The sequence below is a fragment of the Microcoleus sp. F4-D5 genome, assembly GCF_036704885.1.
In the GTDB taxonomy this organism is placed as follows: Bacteria; Cyanobacteriota; Cyanobacteriia; order Cyanobacteriales; family Microcoleaceae; genus Microcoleus.
This window is the reverse complement of the sequence record NZ_JAUBSX010000064.1, coordinates 1-22,885: the sequence shown is the minus strand read 5'-3', so window position 1 is coordinate 22,885 and position 22,885 is coordinate 1. Positions and strand designations below refer to the sequence as shown.

General features: G+C 42.7%; 19 protein-coding genes and 2 pseudogenes. 11 read left to right on the top strand and 10 right to left on the bottom strand.

The window, feature by feature from the left end; genetic code table 11:
* The first annotated feature begins 54 nt into the window (after positions 1 to 54).
* From QUA80_RS24485 to QUA80_RS24465, 6 genes are all read left to right on the top strand, one after another.
* Complete coding sequence (locus tag QUA80_RS24485) at positions 55 to 2,175, top strand: WD40 repeat domain-containing protein (RefSeq protein WP_333427610.1); 2,121 nt, start codon at positions 55 to 57, stop codon at positions 2,173 to 2,175.
* A 105-nt stretch (positions 2,176 to 2,280) separates the two neighbouring features.
* A complete protein-coding gene (locus QUA80_RS24480) occupies positions 2,281 to 2,709 on the top strand; it encodes a DUF2281 domain-containing protein (RefSeq protein ID WP_333427609.1) in 429 nt (142 codons plus the stop codon).
* Positions 2,612 to 2,827 (top strand): type II toxin-antitoxin system PemK/MazF family toxin, encoded by a 216-nt coding sequence (locus QUA80_RS33950; RefSeq protein WP_445302291.1) that lies wholly within the window; start codon positions 2,612 to 2,614, stop codon positions 2,825 to 2,827. The genes QUA80_RS24480 and QUA80_RS33950 overlap by 98 nt, the downstream gene beginning before the upstream one ends.
* A gap of 413 nt (positions 2,828 to 3,240) precedes the next feature.
* Positions 3,241 to 3,675, top strand: a complete 435-nt coding sequence (locus QUA80_RS24475) for a hypothetical protein (protein ID WP_333427608.1) — start codon at positions 3,241 to 3,243, stop codon at positions 3,673 to 3,675.
* Between the two features lie 96 nt (positions 3,676 to 3,771).
* Positions 3,772 to 4,179, top strand: coding sequence for a hypothetical protein (locus QUA80_RS24470; protein ID WP_333427607.1), 408 nt, complete (start codon positions 3,772 to 3,774; stop codon positions 4,177 to 4,179).
* Between the two features lie 236 nt (positions 4,180 to 4,415).
* On the top strand, positions 4,416 to 4,610 hold the full coding sequence (locus tag QUA80_RS24465; RefSeq protein ID WP_333427606.1) for a hypothetical protein: 195 nt from the start codon (positions 4,416 to 4,418) through the stop codon (positions 4,608 to 4,610).
* Positions 4,611 to 5,037: 427 nt separating this feature from the next.
* Here QUA80_RS24465 and QUA80_RS33945 read toward each other — a convergent pair whose 3' ends face one another.
* A complete protein-coding gene (locus tag QUA80_RS33945) occupies positions 5,038 to 5,205 on the bottom strand; it encodes a hypothetical protein (RefSeq protein WP_445302290.1) in 168 nt (55 codons plus the stop codon).
* A gap of 467 nt (positions 5,206 to 5,672) precedes the next feature.
* Between QUA80_RS33945 and QUA80_RS33940 the strand changes: the two genes are divergently transcribed.
* Positions 5,673 to 5,861 (top strand): hypothetical protein, encoded by a 189-nt coding sequence (locus QUA80_RS33940; protein ID WP_445302289.1) that lies wholly within the window; start codon positions 5,673 to 5,675, stop codon positions 5,859 to 5,861.
* A gap of 15 nt (positions 5,862 to 5,876) precedes the next feature.
* Entirely contained in the window at positions 5,877 to 6,329 is a 453-nt protein-coding gene (locus QUA80_RS33935; RefSeq protein WP_445302288.1) for a hypothetical protein, read from the top strand.
* Between the two features lie 371 nt (positions 6,330 to 6,700).
* Here QUA80_RS33935 and QUA80_RS24455 read toward each other — a convergent pair whose 3' ends face one another.
* Positions 6,701 to 6,913 carry a helix-turn-helix transcriptional regulator gene (locus QUA80_RS24455; RefSeq protein ID WP_333427605.1) on the bottom strand — a complete coding sequence of 71 codons (213 nt, stop codon included), beginning with the start codon at positions 6,911 to 6,913 and terminating at the stop codon, positions 6,701 to 6,703.
* Positions 6,914 to 6,932: 19 nt separating this feature from the next.
* Positions 6,933 to 7,145, bottom strand: a complete 213-nt coding sequence (locus tag QUA80_RS24450; protein WP_194063647.1) for a helix-turn-helix domain-containing protein — start codon at positions 7,143 to 7,145, stop codon at positions 6,933 to 6,935.
* A gap of 127 nt (positions 7,146 to 7,272) precedes the next feature.
* On the opposite strand from QUA80_RS24450, the gene QUA80_RS24445 reads away from it, so the two are divergent.
* The 3 genes and pseudogenes from QUA80_RS24445 to QUA80_RS24435 all read left to right on the top strand — a co-directional run bounded on the left by QUA80_RS24445 (position 7,273) and on the right by QUA80_RS24435 (position 9,917).
* On the top strand, positions 7,273 to 7,470 hold the full coding sequence (locus QUA80_RS24445; protein WP_333427604.1) for a hypothetical protein: 198 nt from the start codon (positions 7,273 to 7,275) through the stop codon (positions 7,468 to 7,470).
* A 197-nt stretch (positions 7,471 to 7,667) separates the two neighbouring features.
* A pseudogene (locus tag QUA80_RS24440) lies at positions 7,668 to 8,452 on the top strand (DUF4058 family protein).
* Positions 8,453 to 9,195: 743 nt separating this feature from the next.
* Positions 9,196 to 9,917 (top strand): annotated as a pseudogene (locus QUA80_RS24435) (IS1 family transposase).
* 115 nt (positions 9,918 to 10,032) lie between these two features.
* Here QUA80_RS24435 and QUA80_RS24430 read toward each other — a convergent pair.
* The 7 genes from QUA80_RS24430 to QUA80_RS24400 form a co-directional block, all read right to left on the bottom strand.
* Positions 10,033 to 11,076 carry a pirin family protein gene (locus QUA80_RS24430; protein ID WP_333427603.1) on the bottom strand — a complete coding sequence of 348 codons (1,044 nt, stop codon included), beginning with the start codon at positions 11,074 to 11,076 and terminating at the stop codon, positions 10,033 to 10,035.
* Between the two features lie 8 nt (positions 11,077 to 11,084).
* On the bottom strand, positions 11,085 to 11,300 hold the full coding sequence (locus QUA80_RS24425; protein WP_172190416.1) for a hypothetical protein: 216 nt from the start codon (positions 11,298 to 11,300) through the stop codon (positions 11,085 to 11,087).
* Positions 11,301 to 12,138: 838 nt separating this feature from the next.
* Positions 12,139 to 12,435 (bottom strand): hypothetical protein, encoded by a 297-nt coding sequence (locus tag QUA80_RS24420; protein ID WP_333427602.1) that lies wholly within the window; start codon positions 12,433 to 12,435, stop codon positions 12,139 to 12,141.
* A gap of 194 nt (positions 12,436 to 12,629) precedes the next feature.
* A complete protein-coding gene (locus tag QUA80_RS24415) occupies positions 12,630 to 14,006 on the bottom strand; it encodes a response regulator (protein ID WP_333427601.1) in 1,377 nt (458 codons plus the stop codon).
* Entirely contained in the window at positions 14,003 to 20,812 is a 6,810-nt protein-coding gene (locus QUA80_RS24410) for an AAA family ATPase (RefSeq protein ID WP_333427600.1), read from the bottom strand. Before QUA80_RS24410 ends, QUA80_RS24415 begins: the two co-directional genes overlap by 4 nt.
* Positions 20,813 to 21,174: 362 nt before the next feature.
* Positions 21,175 to 21,324 carry a hypothetical protein gene (locus QUA80_RS24405; RefSeq protein WP_333427599.1) on the bottom strand — a complete coding sequence of 50 codons (150 nt, stop codon included), beginning with the start codon at positions 21,322 to 21,324 and terminating at the stop codon, positions 21,175 to 21,177.
* Positions 21,325 to 21,399: 75 nt separating this feature from the next.
* Complete coding sequence (locus tag QUA80_RS24400) at positions 21,400 to 21,858, bottom strand: hypothetical protein (protein WP_333427598.1); 459 nt, start codon at positions 21,856 to 21,858, stop codon at positions 21,400 to 21,402.
* Positions 21,859 to 22,885 lie beyond the last annotated feature (1,027 nt).

The following is a 22,885-nucleotide window of genomic DNA, read 5'->3' as shown; positions in this document are numbered from 1 at the left end:
TTTTCATCCCAACCAGTTGCTACACTATTAATAACCGCATTCTCACCCACAATTATGTTCGCAAACGCAATACTCGCTCTCGCTCCCTTAATCTCGGAAGTGCTGTCACCTATTGCCAGAAATATCGGTCACAAACTAGGAGAAACCCTCAGCAATAAATCTCAACAGTGGGTAGAATATCTGATTCCCGAACCCAATCAGATATTCTCAGATTCGACTGAGATAGAGCAAGCAAAACAGCGTTATTCCCAGGAAATGATCGAATACGCGAAAGCGAAAGATGCCAGAGATAACGAATTGTTAAAGCTAACAGTAGCACAAACAGCACGCCGCATTGAGTTGCAGGAACAGGAACAGCGAGACAGACTGAAGCTGGCAGCCTTGCAACGGGATTTGATGCGGGAATTGCAAGCAAAGGATATTCAGATCAAGTTGGCTGAAATTCAAACAATTTGGGATAAAGATACTTGGTTTTCTAAGTTGAATCGAGAGGAAACTAAGCAGATTTTACTTGAGCAGCAACATCGCCTTTTAATCTTACTGTCACCGCCCAAAATTAGCAAGCGATGCCCGGAAACCTTCTGTGAAGATTTGCCAATTGAGATGAGAAGTGTGGGAGATTTTCTCAGACAGCATTATCCTCAACAGGATGTCTTACGCCCAGTTAAGTTTTATAGCGACTATTTCACTGAGTCGATTGGTGATATTGATGTGGAACGCTTGCAGCGAATTTTATCTCCGGTTCCGACTACAATTTTATATAGCGATATCAGCGACTATGCGGTAACTTTTCGCGTCGGCTTTTGGGGATTCCTCAACAATCAGGAAGTCTCCCTGTTTTCTACAAAAGTTTTTGACTGGGAAGAGGGAAAAGATGCACTTTTAGCATCTGGAGTAAGTGAGAAAAAAGCCCTCCGCATGATTCGGCAGTTGATTGTAGCGATTCACAAATTGCTGGCGGGATTTTTAGCAGATTTGTATTATCTCAATATTAACCCCTGCTATGAACCTTTATTATTTAAGTTAAAGGATGAATTGGCTCAAAATGGGTTGGCAGAAGAATGGGTGAAACCTTATTTTGATATTCTTCAGGATATTCAGGGGCGACAGCGAGAACTGTACGAACAGGAGTTGAAAAAGCTGATTGAGCAAGTAGAAGCGGAACGTCAATCTCAATCATCTGCCCAAGCTGAAGCTCAACGCCAACAACAAATAGAAGAAGCTGCCCAAGCTGAAGCTCAACGCCAACAACAGATAGAAGAAAAAATCATTAGAAAAGCTTACTCCTTCAAATGTGTAAAAACTCTTAATGGCGTAGCTATGTCATCTGTTGATTGCGTAGTTATTAGTCCAGATGGCAAGACTTTTGCTAGTAACAGCAGTGGAAATTGCAGCAAACTTTGGAATCTCCATACAGGAGAGCTGATTCGTACTTTTTCTGCGGATTCAGGTGCGGTTTATTGCGTTGCCATTAGCCCTCATGGAAAAATTTTAGCTAGTGGAAGTTCTGACAAACAAATTAAGCTGTGGAATCTGGAAACTGGACAAGAGATTAGCACTCTCAAGGGTCACTCAGGTTTAATTCGGTCTCTTGCTTTTAGTCCAGACGGAGAAACTCTTGTTAGCGGCAGTGGTGACCATACTATCAGACTGTGGAATCTGAAAACCAAACAGGAAATCCGCACTCTCACTGGACATTCAAACCTGGTTATGTCTGTCGCTATCAGCCCGGATGGAGAAACTATTGCTAGTGGCAGTTGGGACAAAACTATCAAACTGTGGAGTCTGAAAACCAGACAGGAAATTTGCACTTTTACTGGGCATTCAGAGTCAGTTTATTCTGTCGCCTTCAGCCCGGATGGACAAATTCTTGCTAGTGGTAGTGGAGACAAGACTATCAAACTTTGGAATCTGAAGACCACACAGGAAATTTGCACTCTAACAGGGCATTCACACGGGGTTTTTTCCCTTGTCATCAGCCCGGAGGGACAAATTATTGCAAGTGGAAGTAATGACAATACTATCAAGCTTTGGAATCTGAAAACCGGACAGGAAAATCGCACTCTCACAGGGCATTCAGCCAAGGTTAATTCGGTCAGTTTTAGCCCGGATGGAAACACTCTGGTTAGTGGCAGTAATGGTGGGAGTATCAAGATTTGGCGGTGTGATGGGTGAAGTAAGAGGGAAAGATAAAAATTATGGCGGGATTTGCAAACATGGAACTACAAAACTTGACTGCGTGAGAAATAAACCGAGAAACACTTAAGGAAAGTAATTGAAATGTCAGAAACAATTAATTTTGAGCAAGCCGTGTTAGAGAATCTGCGACAGTTGCCAACGGAGAAACAACAAGAAGTGCTCGACTTTGCACAATTCCTCGTGCAAAAAGCGGAACAGACAAAGCAGTTACCTAGCGAAAGTTCTGAGTCTAACATTTCGTCAACAATCGAACCTAGTGTCAAGCTATCACTGAGACAAATTGCTAGCCTGCCGATCGCAGAACGCCATAAAATACTAGCACCGTATATGGCTGCTACAGCCGAAGATTTTTTGACATATCCAGAATTAACCGAGTTTTCGGTACTCGATGCCGAAGACTGGGAGACTGAGTATGACTGCCAACCCAAAACGAGGAGAGGTTTGGCTGGTACAACTCGATCCAACCCGAGGGCAAGAAATTCAAAAAACACGTCCTGCGGTTGTGATTAGTTCGGAAATGTTTAGTTTTATCCCCATGCGGATTATAATTCCTGTCGCTACATGGCAGCCTAAATTTCAAAATCGCCCTTTCATGATTCTCATTCAGCAACTGAAGAAAACTGTTTAGACGCAGACTCAGCAGGCAATGTTTTGCAAGTTCGGAGTGTAATTACTGAGCGATTTGTCAGATGTATCGAAAAAGTTTCTGAAACGGTTGTGCAAGAATTAGTAATAGGCTTAATTATCTGTGTTGATTATCGTCCATAAAATCAGGAATGTCGATCGCCCGAATTAGCTTTCTGAACATAAAACACACAAGAGGGCAGTCACTAGCTTGGGTTGCACTAGATTCAGGCCAACAGTGGCAAACCATCATCTAGTGGCGCTTCCTCCCTCAACCCAAACCTGCGAAACTTTCCCAACTATCAGCAGACTTCCAGCTTCAAAATTTACTATCCCGCAGGATGTTGATTTATTCCCACCGATCTGATTTCTTTGTGACACAATAGATTTTAGTATCCATCTATGTGAGGATGTTGTATGGCTCGTTTTAATCAAATCCTTGTCCTTAGCGCCATCAGCCTTATAGCTTTGGCTGGTTGCGACAGCGCTAAGGAAGCTTCCACTCCGCAAACTTCACCCGCCGCCCCGGTTCCTGCTGCTACTGCTGTTAAAACTGAGAAAGCAGCATCCCAGGGAAACTATGCAGAATTGAGTGGTGTGGTTTCCAGTACCAAAGCAGCAGTTCAGGCTGGAAACTTTGCCAAAGCCAAAACGGAATTTGGCACATTCGAGAATTCCTGGAAGAAGGTTGAAGACGCCATCAAAGCTAAAGATCCCAAAAGCTACGATGCAGTTGAAGAAACAGCCGAAAAAGTGACGGATGAACTCAAAAAGTCTCAGCCAAGTAAAGACCAAGTGCTGACTCAATTGCAGTCGCTTGAAAAGACAATCGGTAGCATTCCTAATTCCTAAATTTCAGTGGTGAGTGCTTGATTCTCAAGTCTCAGATGCAGAAACCGAGTTTTTTAACCCCCGTAATTGGTTCAAACCTTGAATAAAAGTTAAAATATGCGGTTTCTGTGCGTCGGAGGGCGTAAGTCCTTTGTGAGTTCTGCGATCGCAGTTACTCAGAAACAAGCACTCAACGCTCGCTCCTTATATAACCTCAGTATTCCCAAACTTTCAACCACTATGAAGAGAGCATTTCGCAAGTACCACCGCATTCTAGGCCTTATTGTTGCTTTGCCGATCGCGCTGACTGTCTTGACTGGAATGGTCATAACTCTTGTCCGAGAGTGGCCGCTGGGTATAGAAATTTCATCTAGATTTTTGTTAAAAATTCATACAGGTGAAATCTTTCACCTGCAAGCCATTTACCCGATTTTAAACGGCTTGGGAATGATAGGCTTGTTAGTGACTGGTTTAAGTATGTCGGGTTTGTTTGGCAGGAAAAAACAGCCCACCTCTAACGATTAAACCTACAGAGGTGAGGAACTTTTGTCGGTTAGATTTTTGGACTGGCTAGAATCAGGAAATATCTCACCTTTGAGAGTCGTGATAATATATGTAGGTAACGCAGAAATCTAACAAAGCTGAAGGTTAAAAATCCCATGAAGCCAACTATTAATAATATCGAAAAAGCCGTGTCAGAAAAATTGCGACTTCGGTCGAGATCAAAACAATAGGAAGTGCTCAATTTTGTGCAATTCCTATTGTACCAATCACAACTGACAAAGCAGTTTAGCCTGAGTTCAGAATCTAGCCCTTCGCCAACAGAAACACCGCCTCTCAATCGCTCGCTACTAGACGGAGAAGACTATTTAATTGACCTAGCTAATACTCGCAGCCACAACGCTTTTTTGAAATGCTATGCACCCGAAGACGAAGGAATTTATGACGACTATTGAACGGGAGTGATTTTTGGGTGGCAAATATTCCTTTTACAACCCACATTCGGCACCCGGTACTGTCACATGGGGTGCGGGTGGGCTTTCGTCCGGGAGTCGTGGCTGGGGCAAGCAAACAGTTTAAGTAAAAATGCTGAAACAATCGTCCGTCAAGATACGAGTAACATCAAAGACCATCAGCAATAAGCTTGCAGCCAACCGTTCTCCTCCGGCGTGCGATCGAGAGTAAAATAATAGGGAAAAAGTAGGATGGCGCTCAAGTAGCACGAGCGGAGTGCAAACAACATACTTGCCAATCCGTTATCCCAATCCGTTGCCTCAATCCGATGAAAAAACTACCGGAAATAATAGTTCTTGCATCTCGACCACCTGGGTTGAGTTGCTGGCATAATCGCTCAGAGAAAACAGGGTAGAAAAAATCAATCAGCTAGTAGGCTGTCAACCAGGAGAAATAGTCAGTCCCGGTCATGCAGTCTTTCGCCATAATTCTCAAGGGATTAGGTTTAGTATCAGCACCGTTATATTGATTTTCAAAAATTTTTAAAGGCCAACCAACAGAACACTTAATCGGCAAAGGAATTAAACCAGAGCACATAAATAACGACCGTTGAGGTAGAGTATTAGACAAGCTGTATGTCACCGGATTGAGTCAAACTTTTACAGCAATTGCGCTCGCAGCAGCAGTCAAATTTGATGTATGCTAAAATAAAGCACATCTCGATTCAAGTTCATTCCACCTGCATGGAGAATACAAACATTATGCAGCTAGCGGCGAAAGCTCGTTACTTGGTCTGCCAATCAATTCGAGCATTAACGAGGTTTCAAGCATCAATCATCAGGAGGCCCCATTACCAATACATATTACTTACAGATTCTCTCGCGACCGCCGACCCGACTTAAAGCAATACATTAGAGATTTAATTTGTAGTGGAGATAGAGACGTACCATTATTTCTCTTTCGTAGCCGACGTAAATCCAACAGATTCAGCAGTATTTGTCCAAATTTTATCCTCATTCAAACAACAACAGAACATCGACTCCCTCTTGGTAGCAGATAGCGCTTTGTCTACAGCAAACAACTTAGAAATCCTCAAAAAATTCACAGAGTTAAGTCGAGTACCATTAGGAGTAAAACCAGCCAAAAACCTGATAAGTCAACTAACAGAAGCAGAATTTGCAGACAGCAACGTACCAGGATATCGACGGTCGCAACAACACAGCGACTACGCGGGAATCCCGCAAAAATGGTGAGTAGTAGAAAGCGCTGTGCGCCGTCAAGCGGAGTTGCGTCGCATCGAGAAAGAAATACAAAAATTAGAGCAAGAAGCTCGACAAAAGCTCAGGCAATTATCATTGCAAAAATTTGCGTGTGAGCTGGATGCGATCGAGGCAGCAATACAACTCTCTAGTAAATTTAAGTACCACAAACTAATGAATATTCACGCCACCAGCTTGACCAGTGTGAAGAAAAAATCAGACAAGCCCGGGTACAAACTACAGGCGTCCATAGAACTGGACGATCGGGCAGTAGCGAGAGAACTCAAACAATCCGGACGATTTATTCTCGCCACAAATGTACTCGATAGCGACGAATTAGACCCGACAAAATACAAACAACAGCAATCTGCTGAAAGAGGGTTGAGTTTTCTCAAAGACCCCTTATTCTTTACACATAGCGTGTTTCTCAAATCGAGTGAAACAAAAGAATCTCTGGCTTGAATTATGGGTAGATGTCTGTTGGTTTATACCTGAGCACAAAGACATTTACGCTCCCGCCTCATCCAGTCACAGGGGAAATTGAAAAATCAATTAGGTCAATTAACCGAACGACCGACCTGGCGGTGGATATTTCAATACTTTCAAACAGTTCATTTATTAACGATATCCTCGGTCAAAAAAATCTCCAATTAGACTGACTAGCGATTAGAGATTTTCAGATTTTTCCCAAATACTTGTCGCAGTTATTATTTACTAGATTGACAGATATTAATCACGATATTTCGCAGCATAACTTACAAAAAAAGCTGTCTGGTGGGGTGCCGTCTGGGTCAACTTTTCGGTACACAACTGTTAACGAACGATAAATTAGCCTACTCTTCCAAAATCTCAATTAAATCTTCGATCGCAATATCAAACACGCGAGCCAATTTGTTCAGAGCCGTATAATCTACAGTTGCCAGTTTGGGAGAATGGGCATAGCTTCTAACCGTACTGTCAGGAATTCCCGATCGCTCAGAAATTTCTTTCAACGTCCAACCCTTTTCTTGGGCTAGTTCTTGAACCCGCAACCGAATTAACCCCATTTCCCGCTAACAAATCAGTTTACCGTTCCAAAACCTCAACCAAGTCTTCCACCATTACATCGAAGACTTCAGCAAGTTTCTGCAAAGCCGTATAGTCCACCGTTGCCATTTTGGGGGCTTGGGCGTATTTTTTAACCGTGCTGTAGGGAATTCCCGTTCTGTCAGAGACTTCTTTCAGCGTCCAACCCTTCTCCTCAGCGAGTTCTCGAACTCGCAATCGAATTAATCCCATTTATGCTTGACAGCAGCTATGCTCATATCTTTTAATAAAGATAGTTAACAGCGATCGCCCTCGGACCCGAGAAATCTAGAGCGATCGCCTTTCATTCACCACCCACAAAAGTGGGAAGGATTTTCTTATGATACCAAAACAATCGACATATCGCGATCGACTTCAACCTTGGCATCTAATTCGCCACCCCCCCAACTGTCAGGGATTAACAGTCGCCCGTTTGGCCCGCCGCCCCGATGCCGAATCTTACCTAAATGCACTGCCGCTTAATGTCGGCAGTCCCGCATACAATTGTGTTCGTAAATGCGGTGTCCGTGTTAAATGAAAACAGCGTTCCAATTCAAACACAATTGCCGGTCGAAGTTTAATTGTTGAAAAGTACGCGCGTGCGGAGCTATCCCGTAGGGAATCGCCATTTCCACAAATAGGAATTATTCTATTTTACCGGAAGTGCGATCGACCGAATTTTCACAAAAAAATGTTGCTAAACTGTAAATAGACTTGAGTCAATGAGTCACATCAATGCCATCTCCCTTTCCCGGGATGGACCCGTATTTAGAGCATCCCGACTTTTGGCCTGCCCTACATCACTTGTTAATTTTAGTGAAATTTTTAGATTTTTGTCTCCCCAACTGCGTCCTAAGTATTTAGTCTCGTTGGAAGTGAGAATCTCTGAAACCGCTGATGATGATTTGTCAATTGGCATTCCTGACGTAAAGGTAATCCAGCCACAAACTGCAACTGAATTAATAACATCAAACGCAGCCGCAGCGCCACCAACACAACCTTTGACAGTAAATATTCCCATGCCATACTAGGTCCGGGAAGGATATTTAGAAATTAGAGAAAGGGGAAACGAAGAATTAATTACAGTTATTGAAATCCTCCCCCCTACGAATAAGCGAACTGGCAAAGGGCGGCAAATGTACGAGGAAAAGCGAGAAAAAATTTTAGGTGTCCGCACTCATTTAATTGAAATATATTTATTGCAGCGCGGTCGAAAAATGCCAGTTATTGGCAATAATGTTGAAAGTCACTATAGCATTTTGGTGTGTCGGGGAAATCGCCGTCCCAGAGCAGATTTGTACGCTTTTAACGTGCAAAACGCGATGCCTGCCTTTTCTCTGCCGCTGCGATCGGGTGACACTGAACCTGCAATCAATTTGCAGGAATTATTCACTCAAATTTACGACATAGCAAGTTATGACCTCAAGATAGATTATCGCAACTGGGAAGTCATACCAGCACTGTCAGAGGCGGATACAATTTGGGCAGATGCTTGGTTGCGCCGGGGATTGCGAGATTAATTTGGTATCAAGCTGGCACGCTGCTACCCTGTTGTGCATTTAAATTGTATATTTCTAGTCCCGATCAAAAATCGTCAAATCCTCTCCCCCTCTCCATTGGTGACAAGTTAAGACTTAATTGCATTTGTCAATCAGTAATATTACTCACAAAAACTGCTGTTTTAGGAGTGGAAAATTTACGATTTGAGAGGGAGTAGGTATAAGTATCACCCTCGGCACGATCGCACGATCGCCTAAATCTCAGTTTTGAGCCCAAAATCCGAGTAAATATCGAGCATAATTGCTGATTGACAAATGCTTTTTTAGCTTAACTTGTTACCAATGCCCCCTCTCCCCTTCTCCCCCTCTCCCTCTCTAATACCATAGGCAATCTAGATGCAACACAGCTTACCCGATATTGAAGCTCTTCACCTTCCAATCCTTCATGGTTACTCACTCACACGATCGATCCTCATCAGATTGTGAGAATAGAACCCGTAAATCCCGATAACCGCTGACGACTCGCAAAACTTCAATACCTTCCTCAATAGCACGATAGAAAATTAGGTGGTAGTAATAAATATCTAGTGTAATTTAATTACAGTAATTGAATACATAGAATAATTTTATAACTCACACAATCAATTTTTTTTATTTTAATATTTCTTTAGGCGCTCGCATGTAGATTTAGTTACACTTATGCTATCATAAGTGACTATTACTGGAATCCTTGATATCTGCCAACATTAGTTTAGTCATGTAATCTGCTATTTTTACGACCAAATTGCCCTGATTGTGGCTCAAATCGCACAGTTAAAAATGGTAGCAATTCATAATAAAAAACCATCAGAAAAATGTCAAAGTTGCGGTCGCCAATTTGTCGAAAATCCGACTAACAAAATAATTAGCTCACCAATAAAAGATTTAATCGCTAGACTTTTTTGGGAGAATATTTCTTTGGCTGGTATAGCTAGAAGCACGGGTGTTTCTCAACAATGGTTACAGGATTACGTAAATAATAAATATGCCTCAATCGAACGCATAGTAAAGGTTACACCTAAAAAAAAGTCAGATTGAATGTTGAATGTGAGGAACTGCGGTCATTTGTAGATTGCCAAGAAAATAAGCAATGGGTGTGGCGCCGCAATGGATAGAGAAACAAGAGAAATTATTGGTGTTTATATTGGCGATCGTAGCGAAGAAGGAGCAAAACAATTATCGAATTCTCTACCTCCTGTAGATCGACAATGTGCTGTTTGCTATACAGATTTTTCGGCTGCATATGCTTGTATTTTTCCTTCGCTACGCCATCAGCCAGTTGGTAAAGACAGTGGAAACTAATCACATTGAAAGATTTAATAATACTTGACGCCAACGTGTTTCTCGGAGCGCAAGAAAGACTATTTCATTTTCTAAAAAGTTAGAAAACCATATTGGTGCTATTTGGTATTTTATCCATAATTACAACTATGTTTTGAGCCAATAAATATCTAATCACTACATATTTATCACTACCTATTATTTGTCTAATTATATCTCTCTAGGCGACTGTATAACGCTTGCAGCACTTCTAACTTGTGGGATTAGATGGCTGGAGCTATTCACAACGGCTGTTCCGCCTTAAAAGGCGGCTCTTCTGGCAGCGGGATAAATTCTGTCTCTTGAGGCACCTGACCAAACCTTCCCTCTTTCCAATCGAGTTTAGCTTGCTCAATGCGCGAGTGCCGGCTCGAAACAAAATTCCACCACTTATAGCGCTCACCAACAGGTTCACCGCCAACTACAATACAGCGAGCTTGCCCTGAAGCAGAAATGTTTACTTCAGTCCCTGAATTTAGAACTGCTAACCGATGTTGTTCCAGAGGCACTCGATCGATCAGAAGTCCCTCTGTTACGCTGTAAACCGCCTGTTCGCTGTAATGGCCCGGTACGGTAAATTCTGTTCCAGGAGTCAGTTGCACGTCCAGATAAATCATGGGTGAAAATATTTGAACTGGGGAAGTGCGACCGTAGGCATCACCCGCAATTAGGGTGAACGAAACTCCTGCATCCTCCCATGCAGGCAGCTCACTTGCCGGATGATGGCGAAACCAGGGGTCGGTTTCTTCGTATTCATCGGGAAGTGCTATCCAGGTTTGGATGCCGTGCAGGATGGCTTCTTTGCTGCGCTCATCGTCAGGCGTGCGTTCAGAGTGGACAATCCCTCGCCCTGCCGTCATCCAATTCACCGCACCGGGACGGATTTCTTGAACGCTGCCGACACTATCGCGGTGCAGCAAAACCCCTTCAAACAGGTAGGTGACGGTTGCTAAGTTGATGTGCGGGTGCGGCCTGACATCGACGCCCCGACCGGGTGGAAACACCGCAGGGCCGAGATGGTCAAAAAAGATGAACGGGCCTACTAGCGCTACAACGTCTGAAGGAAGCAGGCGGCGGGCTTGGAATCCACCCAAATCTTGAATGTGCGGCTCGATGAGATGCTGGATGCTATCTGTCATGATGTTGGTAAAGTTGCGAACGTTAATCGCCTGTGTCAAAAGTGCATTATACAAAAAACTATTCTTGTACAGGGCGATCGCTATATCAGTGACTTGTCCAAACTTTCCCAACGGAAAGCTGTTGTAGAGTGTCGAGTTCTCAACCAACTTTCTGTTTACGAGACGATGGAGAGTTCATCACTGACTTGAATCCGACCTTTGACTAGGGAGCGAATCAGGCGATCGAGCGAACCGCGTTCTTCTTCGCTGATGGACTCATCGAGGATGGCAGCCATCATGCCGTAGCGGTCAGCTTTAGTGAGGCGGTGAGTATCGGTGACAGTGGCGATTAATTCGTTGATAGCGCCGGGGAGAAGGTTGACTGGAGACATGGTATTGCTTTGAACTCGACACCTTAATCATCTCCTGGTTTCCCTTAAGAGCAAGTGATGCTGCTGGTTGTTTTCCGTGATAATACTGAAAATATTCGGTGAACCAAGTCCGTGTTACAAGCGATCGAAGTCACAACATTGAAACCTATGCAGCCGTGGAACAGTGAGAACTCACCTTGTGCCCTTCAAGTGTCACACCGTGATAATTTTCGCATTCACAACTATGAACCTCTTGCTGTGTAATAGTTTCAGGCATTCATATGAAAAACCGCCTCCTCTTAAACCAATTCTCAACAAGTAGTGACTGTTGACTTGGAATTTCCTCAAAATTGATGCAAGCCTCATGGCTTGGTCAACAAGATCTGAATGTGACAGTCAAAAGGCCGAAGGTGCGTTAGAAGATGCTTCTGGAACTGCAACGGTGGTAACACGGAGATTCAGATCCAGGGCGTCACCTTGAGAGTAAATACAATCAAATGCAGCTCGATCTTTAAGCATATTTGCCCGCAAAAATAGCGCGTTCCAACGGGCGATCGTTTAAATCCCAACGGCTGGATTTAATTAGGACTGAGGCACGATTGTTGAGAAACCGGGTTTTTTTTACAAAAAGACGGGTTGTAGACCGCACAGGGGCGAAAACAACCCGGTTATTAACATCATGCCGAAGTGATTTGCACCCATAACATCAATCAAAGCTGTGACCGGTGCTGGAATATTATCGAAGGTGCGTTCGGCTCGCTCTCGCATTGAATCAACGCCACTGCAATGCCATCATTAACGATAGAGACACATTCATTAGCAATTGGATTCCGCAGGTTAGCTCCAAAAAATGCACCCGCTAACTGTTCTTTCTGGCGCGTAAGTGGATTTTGACACCACAACAAAGATGTGAGACATTTATTAGCGATCGTCGATCACCTACTGCACCACCAAAAGAATGACCTAATAAACCAAGGCGCTGCGTATCGACAACAAACGCAATCGGAGATGTGGGCTGGATGTTTTCGATCGCCATTTGGGACAAAACCGCCGCAATTTGCGAAGTTTCTGACACCAAGTTAGGGGGTGAAGTGGGATTGAAGGGCAAAGGGCGCAAATTGTTCGGAACGACTACCACAAAGCCATACCGCGCCACGAGGCTAGCGTAATCTGAATAAAATGATTTATCTAAAAGCGCACCTTGCAATCAAAGTGCGATCGGGAAAGAGTCAGTGCCCGAATTAAGAGCTGATGATTTAGGATAATAAATATCAGCTAAATTGTTATTAGCCGATATCGTCGTGCTGTAAAAAGCAACTTCTTTAAATTGCGGTCAATAATACATCGTTGTTATAACCCTGTCAAATCTTCTTTAGAAAAATGTTTTTTAGAGTGGTGAATCGGAATTTCGATTTCCAATGTCGCCCCTCGATCTGGTACCGAAAGACAACGGAGTTGCCCGCCGTGGTTTTCCACTACAATAGCATAGCTAATCGATAACCCCAAACCCTTTCCTTGACCCACTTCTTTCGTTGTAAAAAATGGCTCAAATATGCGTTGTTGAATATCTTCGGTTATGCCCGGCCCATTATCAGTAATATAAATACCTACTTGCCAGTCGGAAAGTAACTTCGTACAAATAGTAATAGTAGGGATTGGGCTGCTATCATCTACATCGTTTGCCGTACTTTTTTCTGATTGTAGCGCATCAATCGCATTAGTCAGGACGTTCATAAAAACCTGATTCATTTGCCCCGCGTAGCATTCTATCTTTGGCAGAGGCTCATACTCTTTTACCACTTTAATTATCGTTTGATCTGCTTCATCTTTCAGCCGATGCTGCAAAATCATCAGCGTACTTTCAAGTCCTTCATGGATATCCACCGCTTTTAACTCAGCTTCATCGAGTCTGGAAAAATTCCGCAGCGAGTGCACTATTTCTTCGATTCGGTCAGCTCCTACGCTCATAGAAGCAATTAGCTTCGGCAAGTCATTCTTGAGAAAAGTGAGATCCATCGCCTCAAGTTGTTCCTGGATAGCGGCTGTGGGATTGGGGAAATCTTCTGCGTAGAGTTGCACCAGCCTCAGCAAATCTTGAGTGTACTCTGTTACAGGGCAGAGGTTCCCTTTAATGAAACTAATCGGATTGTTAATTTCGTGAGCTACCCCCGCTACGACATTCCCCAAACTTGACATTTTCTCGCTTTGGATGAGTTGAGCTTGTGCATTTTGTAACTGTTGTAGAGCCAGCTCTAGTTGTTGGGATTTCTCCCGCTCTTTAGCCTCGGACTCCTGCAATCGCGCATTTTGTTCGTGCAATTTTTTTTGCAAACGCTGAATAGTTAGTTGATTTTCGACACGAGCTAAAACTTCTTCTAAATGAAATGGCTTGGTGATGTAGTCCACTCCTCCTACAGCAAATGCTTTGACTTTATCCAACACTCGATCTAGGGCGCTCAAGAAAATAACTGGAATACTCGAAGTTCTGGCATCCGCTTTTAAATGTTGGCAAACTTCGTAGCCGTTCATCTGGGGCATCGTGATGTCGAGCAAAATCAAATCGGGTGGGGTAGAACGCGCTGCTTTTAATGCCATCTCCCCGTTTATTACGCCCCGAACTTTATAACCTTTGTTGCTCAGCATAGTGGATAAAAGACGCAGATTGTCTGGGGTATCGTCAACCACTAAAAGATTTGCTAAATAAGATTTTAAGTGATGACTTCTCATGGAATCATTTCTTCAGTTAAGTTAGTAATTTTATCAAAACGAAAGTTGTTAGCCCAATCAGCGATGGTCTCCGCGAAAGAATTATTATATTCGGGGATTGTGGCGACTAAACTTAAAATCAGGTCGGCATCAGCATCAATAGCTCCATGATGTAACTGTCTCACCCAGTCCGCAGGCATTGCCGCTAAAGTCGTCCTCAAAAATTCAGTTTTTTCTCCTTCTTTTACACTCAAGTCTTGACCCTCAAGCTGAGATAATGTAAAGTTCGGTAAATCTTCATAAATATACTGTACCCCTAAATGTTCAGCCATTTTGGCAAAAATAACTTCTTCTTGAAAAGGCTTGCTCACAAAATCGTCACAGCCTGATGATAAAACAATGGCTCGCTCCTCCTCAAAAGCGCTAGCAGTCAACGCAACAATCGGGGTAGCCTCATCTTGAATTCTGGCTTTAATTTGTCTGGTGGCCTCATACCCGTCTATCACAGGCATTTGCATATCCATCCAAATTAGGTGAGGTTTCCAAGTTTCCCAGATTCTAATAGCTTCTTGACCATTTACTGCTTCGCGCACCTCCAAGCCAAGCGGTTCGAGAAGATGAACCAATAGCAAACGGCTTTCCCATTTATCATCAACCACCAAGATGCGATATGAGGGTTGGTTGGGTTGTAAACCAATTACCCGCCTTCTTGATTGTCGAGGTTGAACTTCAGCCATCTTAGGGGAGCTAATTTGGATATCAAAACTAAAAATAGTTCCTCGATTCAAGGTACTGCTGACGGTAATGTCTCCTCCCATCAGTTGTACGAATTGTCGGCTGATGGGTAAACCCAAGCCAGTTCCTTCTTGAGATTTCCGACCCGCCTCAGTTTGTACAAAAGCCTCAAATAAAGAATCTACCTCAGTAGGATCAATGCCGTGACCGGTGTCTTCCACTTCAAACCTAATACTCCGCAGTTCGTTGTCTGTGGGGGACTTTTGTTTCGCATTAATTGCTGCAACCCGGAGCGTTACACTTCCCTTCGCAGTAAACTTGATCGCATTTCCTAACAGATTAATCAAGACTTGACGCAATTTACTTTCGTCAGTTTTTACATACTGAGGAATGTTATAATTGATGTGCCAACAGAGCTGTAAACCTTTAGAATCAGCTTTAATTTTCAGCATTTCTTCGAGAGAATAGAGCAAATAATACAGGTCAAAGGTAGTAGGATTTAAGGTAATCCGACCTGCCTCGATTTTAGACATTTCCAGCACGTCATTAATCAGTGCCAGCAAATGCTCGCCAGAACGACTAATGATGCCTAGCTGTCCCTGCTGTACGTCAGAAAGGGATGAGTCTCGGGCTAACACTTGGGTAAAGCCGAGAATTGCATTGAGGGGAGTTCGCAATTCGTGACTCATTTTAGATAAAAATTCGCTTTTAGCCTGGTTAGCCGCATCTGCAACTTCTTTGGCTTGTTGTAAGGCTGCCTCTGCTTTTTTACTTTCCGTAATATCGCTTGCTGTGCCAGTTATTCCTAGAATATTTCCCTCGCAATCCCGCACTACAAGTGAATTAAACCGGAGATTGATAGGTCTACTATCTTTAGCTAATTGTATAGTTTCATACTGAAATACGGACTCTCCATTCAGCATACGTTGGAATATCTCGTTATCTTTGGGAAGTTGTTCAGGTAGCTGAAAATCACTGAATTTTCGCCCGATCATTTGTTCAGGGCTGTAGCCAAAAATCTGTTGGACGGCAGCGTTGACGAATGTATAACGTCCTTCAACATCAATTGACCAAATCATATCCTGCGATGTTTCAACTAAGTCACGGTATTTAGCCTCGCTTTCTTTGAGCGCTTCTTCTACCCTTTGACGTTCGGTAATGTCGTTAGTGACTAAGAGAATACAGGCTTCTCCACCCAGATCAATAATATCTGCTGATACCAGCATCTTCCTTACCTCGCCTGCGGCAGTACGAAAATCAAATTCCTGATTGCGAAGCACTCCTGATTCTTGCAATTGCTGTCTGTATCTGTCAAATTCTTCTAAATTAACCCAAAGATTCAACTCAATTGGTGTAAAACCAATTACCTCTTCGCGAGAGCAACTAAAAGTGCTGAGGAAACTGTCGTTCACTTCGATGTAGCGTCCATCTGCAAACCGGGCGATCGCGATCGGGTTAGGACTGGAACGAAAGGCTTTAGAAAACTTTTCCTCAGACTTGCCCAAGGCTACTTCTGTCTGCATTCTGACAGCAATTTCCTGTTGCAGTTCTTGGGTTCTTTCTATAACCTTACGTTCCAGCGTTCGCGAGTAGTCCCCTAATCGATCGTAAAGTTGAGCATTCTCAATAGAAATAGCAATTTGGGAAGATAAAAGTTTTAACAACTCAAGCCGATCGGTAGTAAAAGCCCCTTCAATCAGGTTATTTTCCAAATAAAGAAGGCCAGTCAGCTTACCTTGGTGCAGCAGAGGAGTGCAAAGAATAGATTTCGGTTGAGTATCTGCAATATAAGGATCGCGGGTAAATTGTCCCTCTAGAGCGGCATTATTTAAAACCACATTTTCCTGAGTGCGAATCACATAATTGGCGATCGCACAAGCCAGCAAAGGAGTTCCCCCAGAAGCTGCTATCGGATTGAGAGGAAGCGATTGCAGCACGCTAACCTCATCCTCCTGCACCGAACCTTCCGCCTCTATCGCCCAGTTTCCCGCTTTTTCTAAAATCAAAAAACCCTTCTGCGCCCCCGCATTCTCGATCGCAATTTTCATCAACCTTTCCAGCAACCTACTCAAAACTATTTCACCCGAAATCGCGAAAGAAGCTTTCATCACCGTAGCTAAATCTAGCGTCTCTCCCAAATTGTTGCCAGTAGTCGCCGTCGTTGTTCGGTTAACTTTTGTTTGAGTAGTTGTCTTCCCTGAAGTTCTCGCTATTAATTGAGGATACTTTTCCTCTAAATACTCAACTTGACGTTTAGCACCCCAATATTGGTAGCCATAGTGAGCTTTAGTCAAGTAGATTTGGGCAAATTCTTCTCGATCTTTCCCCAACCAGAACTTAGCAGCAAGAAACGCCGCCAGCGCTTCATTCTGAATAAAATCACCCTCTCTGGCCTGGGCGATCGCGCGATCGTACAAATCCATCGCCTCCAAATCTCGACCTGAAATTCTCGCCATTTCTGCCGCCACTAGCAAGAATTTATGTGCAAAACTTTCCGAGCAGTTATCCGCCCAAACTTTGATTTGTTTCTGATTAGCTTCTAATTGCTGCCAGTAATCTTTTCGCTCCGATTCAGAAACCTCGGAATACAGAGCCGTTAAAATCAGACAACGGTAAAAATAATGGTGAGCACTAGAAATATGACCCATCAAATAATCGATCAGCTCTGCCCCGCGTTCGGATGCTTCTAGCGCCTCACTGTACTGTTCGTCAAGATAAAGATTCTGCGCTTTTAAAACATAAAACTCGCACAGCGCTGCCATACTTTTACGCTCATGAAAATTTTCTAAATGCTGTTTTTCGCTAACTTCATCCTCTTCTCCCATCAAATTCAAAATTGCCCACTTATTAGCAATAATAATATCAATCGCCCAGAAATTTTTAGTGCGCTCGCAGAAATGGAGCGACTTGCCAATATCTTCCAAGAGATTATTCAAATTCATGCCCTGGAAAAAATAGGTAATAGTTTGAAACATCCGGTTATAACCCGTCCATTGCAAATTACCCGATTGCAAGCCAACTTTATAACCTTCGTTATTAATTTCCGCCGTAGTTTTGAGCGGCCTCACCCAGCAGTTTAAGTAATTAGCAAATATCACACTATCTTGGCAATTTTGAGACAAGTTATTTGAATTTTCGCTCAGAGTCAGAGCGAGTCTGCCAAACTCATAAGCAGATTGGTAATCCCCTAAAATTGAATTCAGGATAATTCCATAACACGAATAGCAGTAAGACCCTCCCGCTACAAAACCGTACTTGAGAGAAAGGTTAATCGCTTTGATCACAGTCAACTTCCACAGTTCTTGAGAGGAAAAGAACGTTAGCGGCCCCATGTTGCCCAATAATTTCATTGCCATTTGTTGAGCAGGATCTTTCATCTTTTCGGCATTAATTAATGAAGCAATTTCTTGGTTTGCCAAGTAGGCTGTAGCAGCAGCCATTTCCGCATTAACCGCCTCGCTTAAATTATCTTCAGCCAAATCTATGCCCAGCAAGTGAAGGGCTTTTAATCCCGATTGCACTGCTGCTTCATATTTACTCAACAGAGTGTACTGCACGATCAAAATGTTGTAGATTTCGGCTTTTTCTAGCTCAGATTTTGCCCGGGCAAATGCCACGTCTATTAAAGCTTCTGATTCTTCAAAATTGCCGTTTAAATATTCTGCCTCTGCCAGCTCCTTATGAAAGGTAAAAGCTAGTTCGTAGGATTCTTGCCAAATATCGCCCGGTAAAATTTCTCGACCGATTTTTAAGTAATCTCTGGCAGCAGCATAAGCCGTTGCATCTTTGGCTTTGCGAGCGGCTGTTAAATTTAAAATAGCTAGTTCAATTTTCTCGTGCTCATCAATGATTAAATTCCGACCCGAATTCAAATGATCGGTAATTTCAAAAATTCTTTCGGCTCGTTGCTCGGGAGAGATATTTGCCAGTAACAGACGACCAATTTGTAGGTGAATTGCTGTTTGCAGTTGTGAGTCAATCAAAGCGTAACCTGACTGCTGCACGCGGTCGTGCAAAAATTTATAAGTAGTAATTACCAAGTCTGAGTTAATTATTTCTGATTCGGTAGCACCTAACTCAGAAGTAGTTAAGATTAATCCCTCTTGGATGGCTGGCAATAGTTCTTGAAACGTGGCTCCCCAAGATTTCTCATTAATAATTGACAGAGTGTTTAAGTCAAAACTATTACCCACGCAAGCAGCCAAACGCAAAACTTGCTGAGTTGATTCTGGCAGTTTTTTCAATTTGCCCAGCATCAATTCAATGACGTTATCAGTAATCCCTACTGATTCTATTTCTGAAATATTCCAATCCCAGTTTCTTTCTTGAATATTGAATTTGAGCAGGTTTTCTTGATAGAGTGTTTTGAGAAACTGATTGACAAAAAAAGGATTGCCTTGGGTTTTACTGACCACTAACTCGGCTAGGGGGAGGGCTGATTTTTGGTCTTGACGCACGGTATCACTAATTAAGTTACTTATCTGGTGCAGTTGTAAGGGAGCTAAAGTAATTCGCTGGATTCTTGCACCTTGATTTTGCAGCTCATCCAAAGTCATCATTAAAGGATGAGATGGGCTGACTTCGTTGTCTCGATAAGCACCAATTAGAAATAGATAGTTCGTTTGCTCATCTGCTATCATTAGTTGTAGCAATTTCAATGTAGCGGCATCAGCCCATTGTAAATCGTCGAGAAAGATGACTAAGGGATAGTCAACTGAACAAAACACGCGGATGAATTTTTGAAATACTAAATTAAAGCGGTTTTGTGCTTCGGTAGCGCCTAATTCTTGTACGGCGGGCTGGTGGCCAATGATTAATTCTACTTCCGGAATGACATCTACAATGATTTGACTGTTAGCGCCAACCGCAGCTAATATTTTTTGTTTCCAGGTATTGAGTTGATTTTCGCTTTCTGTTAAGAGTTGCTTGACTAATGATTGAAAGGCTTTGACAACCGCCGCGTAAGGGATATTTCGTTGAAATTGGTCGAATTTCCCGGCAATAAAATAACCTCTGGCTTTAGTAATTGGTTTATAAACTTCTTGTACTAAGGCGGATTTACCAATGCCAGAGTAACCGGATACTAGCATCATTTCGGTGCTGCCCCTGCTGACTCGTTCAAAGGCTGCTAATAAGGTTTCAACTTCATTTTCTCTGCCGTAGAGTTTTTCAGGGATGAGGAAATGATCTGTCATATCCCGCGTCCCCAATGCAAACGTCTCAATGTTACCCGTGTTTTGTAATTGAGCCAGACAAATTTCTAAATCGTGTTTCAGTCCTAATGCACTCTGATAGCGATCTTCCGCATTCTTTGCCATCAGTTTACTAACAATTTGGGATAAAATTAGGGGGACTTCTTGGTTGATTTCATGTACCGGAGTTGGCTGTTTAGCTAGATGACAATGCACTAATTCTATTGGGTCGTCTGACTCGAAGGGTAACTGTGTTGTCAACAATTCATAGAAGGTAACACCCAGGGAATAAAAGTCACTCCGATAGTCAATTGCTCGATTCATTCTTCCTGTCTTTTCTGGGGAAAGATAAGCTAAGGTTCCTTCGAGGGTGTTGGGGTTCTGGATTTCTTGGGTTTCTCTCGGCAGCAGGGAAGAAATACTGAAGTCAATGAGTTTAATTTGTTTGCTATATGGGTTAATCAGAATATTGGCTGGTTTGATATCTTTATGAATAACTCGGTTTTGGTAGAGAGAGTGGAGAATATTTGCTAGGTCTCTGGCTAGGTTGAGAAAGTTTTCTAAAGATAGAGATTTATCGGGTTGGTTTTTATCAGTTGCTCCCGGAAGATAAGTAGACAGGGAAACTCCTCCAAAGTCCTCCATTATCAAAGCATAGGCGTTTTTGTAAGGTGCTAAATCGAGGGGTTCAACCACTCCAGGTAGACGTAGATTTTTGGCGATGGTGTACTGGTTGCGGAATTGCACCAGTTCGCTGAAGCTGGGGTATTCGTTCCGCAGCAGTTTGATGACGACTGGAGTGCGATCGCTCTCCCGAACACCCCGATAGACTAGAGTGCGAGATCCTGCATAGAGTTGTTCTGTTATGCGATACCCCGGCAGGTCAGTAATTGCATCCATTTTCCAGTCCTCTAAAAATTGGGATTACTATATTTATAGTTTACCTAGCCAACCAATAAAATTCCGACGTTGCCTCTAATGTGCCTCAACTTGTCAGTCCGCATTGTGTATGAACGCTCGTCGCTGGTTGGATACCGGAGCCATCTTAATTAATTGTTTAGAACTTGTCTCCACTAGAGCGGGACTTATCCATAAGTATGCTGATATGGGTTTGTCTGCACTTTGGCAGGATGTCAAAAAGTCTATTAAAACTAGATATCCTACAACAGATATACGCGGAGATGGCGCAGTTGTAGTTGTTCCTTTTTCACGTGATATGAGATTTTAGGTAGTCCCGGTTTTTGAAAACACAGATTTTAGTTTTAGTTATTTCTTATCTCCTGCTGCTGTTGTAAAAAGTGCGATCGCTCTTCCATTTGACAGAGGGTACGAGCAACAAAAGCGCAATGCAGGGCGTTGTACGTTACTGCCAATTGAATCACCTCTTTGTGCAGTGTTTCCTGAAGTTTCAAAAAGTGCGATCGCTAAAATTGCTGGGTTTGTTAAGAATCCCTAAAAACAGATGCAGTAAATACGGGACATTCTCATTAGTTGGGCCGAACACAGGGTAAGCCCTCATCATCAAATTTTTCACTCAAACTTTGATTGAAATAATACTGACACCAAAATTCTGCCACTTCTAACAACAAAGGGATAGATTCACCAACGATACCTGAACCAGAATGCAAGGTATAACGTGCTACATATTCGGCAGCTAGTTTGTAAGCCCAATAGGGAAAATCTGGCTCTACGAAACAGCGCAGCGCATACTCTAGCTTGAGTAAATCTCCACTGCGCACAAAGCGTACTGTTGTCCACCTGAAATTGCGGTAGTCATCCCCTTGCAATCCATCAATTTCTTTCAACAAGTTTCTGATAGATTGTCGGCTTTCGTAAGTGGGATTTTCTAAGTAAATTTGCATGAGCGTGATTGCTTCATTCACTAACTGTTTTTGCTGTTCCCATTCTTCACTGATGAAGTGTTCGGGACAAGTAGCCTGATTCATCTGCAGCTTTATTCGTTGAGCTATGTAAAGCGCAAACTTTTCTGCAGCAACTTCATCAACGCACAGACTTTTGATACTCGTCAGCCTGGTGATTGGTAGAGCAAATCGAGATTTTTCAACATCTGAGGTTGCTTGAATCCATTTTTTGATTTTATTGGCATTAGCACGTTATTGGTTGTTTTGTTTCATTTTTAACTATAGGGCGTACAAGTTTGATCGTCTGTGTCAAGAGTGCATTATACAAAAAGCTATTCCCTCATGGGGCGATAGGGGTTTTTAACGATCGCCCTCCATGCAGCGTCGCCAATAGGCACCAGCAACAACAAACCGAGGGAAGTTTCGAGCCGAAACACAGAGGAAAGCCGCAATTTAGGGATCTAAAAAATACAGAAGCAGAAGCCAAGCACTGGTAGCCGATCGTCAAGATGCCACCTAGGTGCAGTTATGTGAATTATTATTCTTTGCACATAAGACCGAAAATTGGGTGAGTATGACGGCAATATATGGCTGTTTTCATAAATTATAACTGCATCCATTCACGACATAATTATTTTTAACAAACTGCTGTAATTAATAACCATCAATAATTCAATTAAGCCGGACTATTCATATTTATTCACACCTTTTATGTACTCGATTATGACCAATACCGATAGTAGTTATTAAAAAAGTACCACCCATAGAATAGTATTAATTGTGCGAAGGATTGAACCTGTCGATGCGAGTGTTATTTGTTTATCCCCATACTCTCCCGATTTTTCTACAAATTAAATTTTGGTGTCACAATTCAAATCTTTTTTCCGGGGTTTTGCTGCAACTACCACGTCCAGATTGATACAATAAGTGCACTTGCCCTTAACTTAATGAATTCTCAACATTTAAGAAATTGATAAACTTAATTGCTGCTATTGAATCCTATCAAAGCCGAAACCGCTGTAACTTGGCAATGATTATACCATTTTTCTAAAGATGTGCTAGAGATAAAGAATGTAAGATCCAAGACCATCCTGTGAGAAAACCAATGACA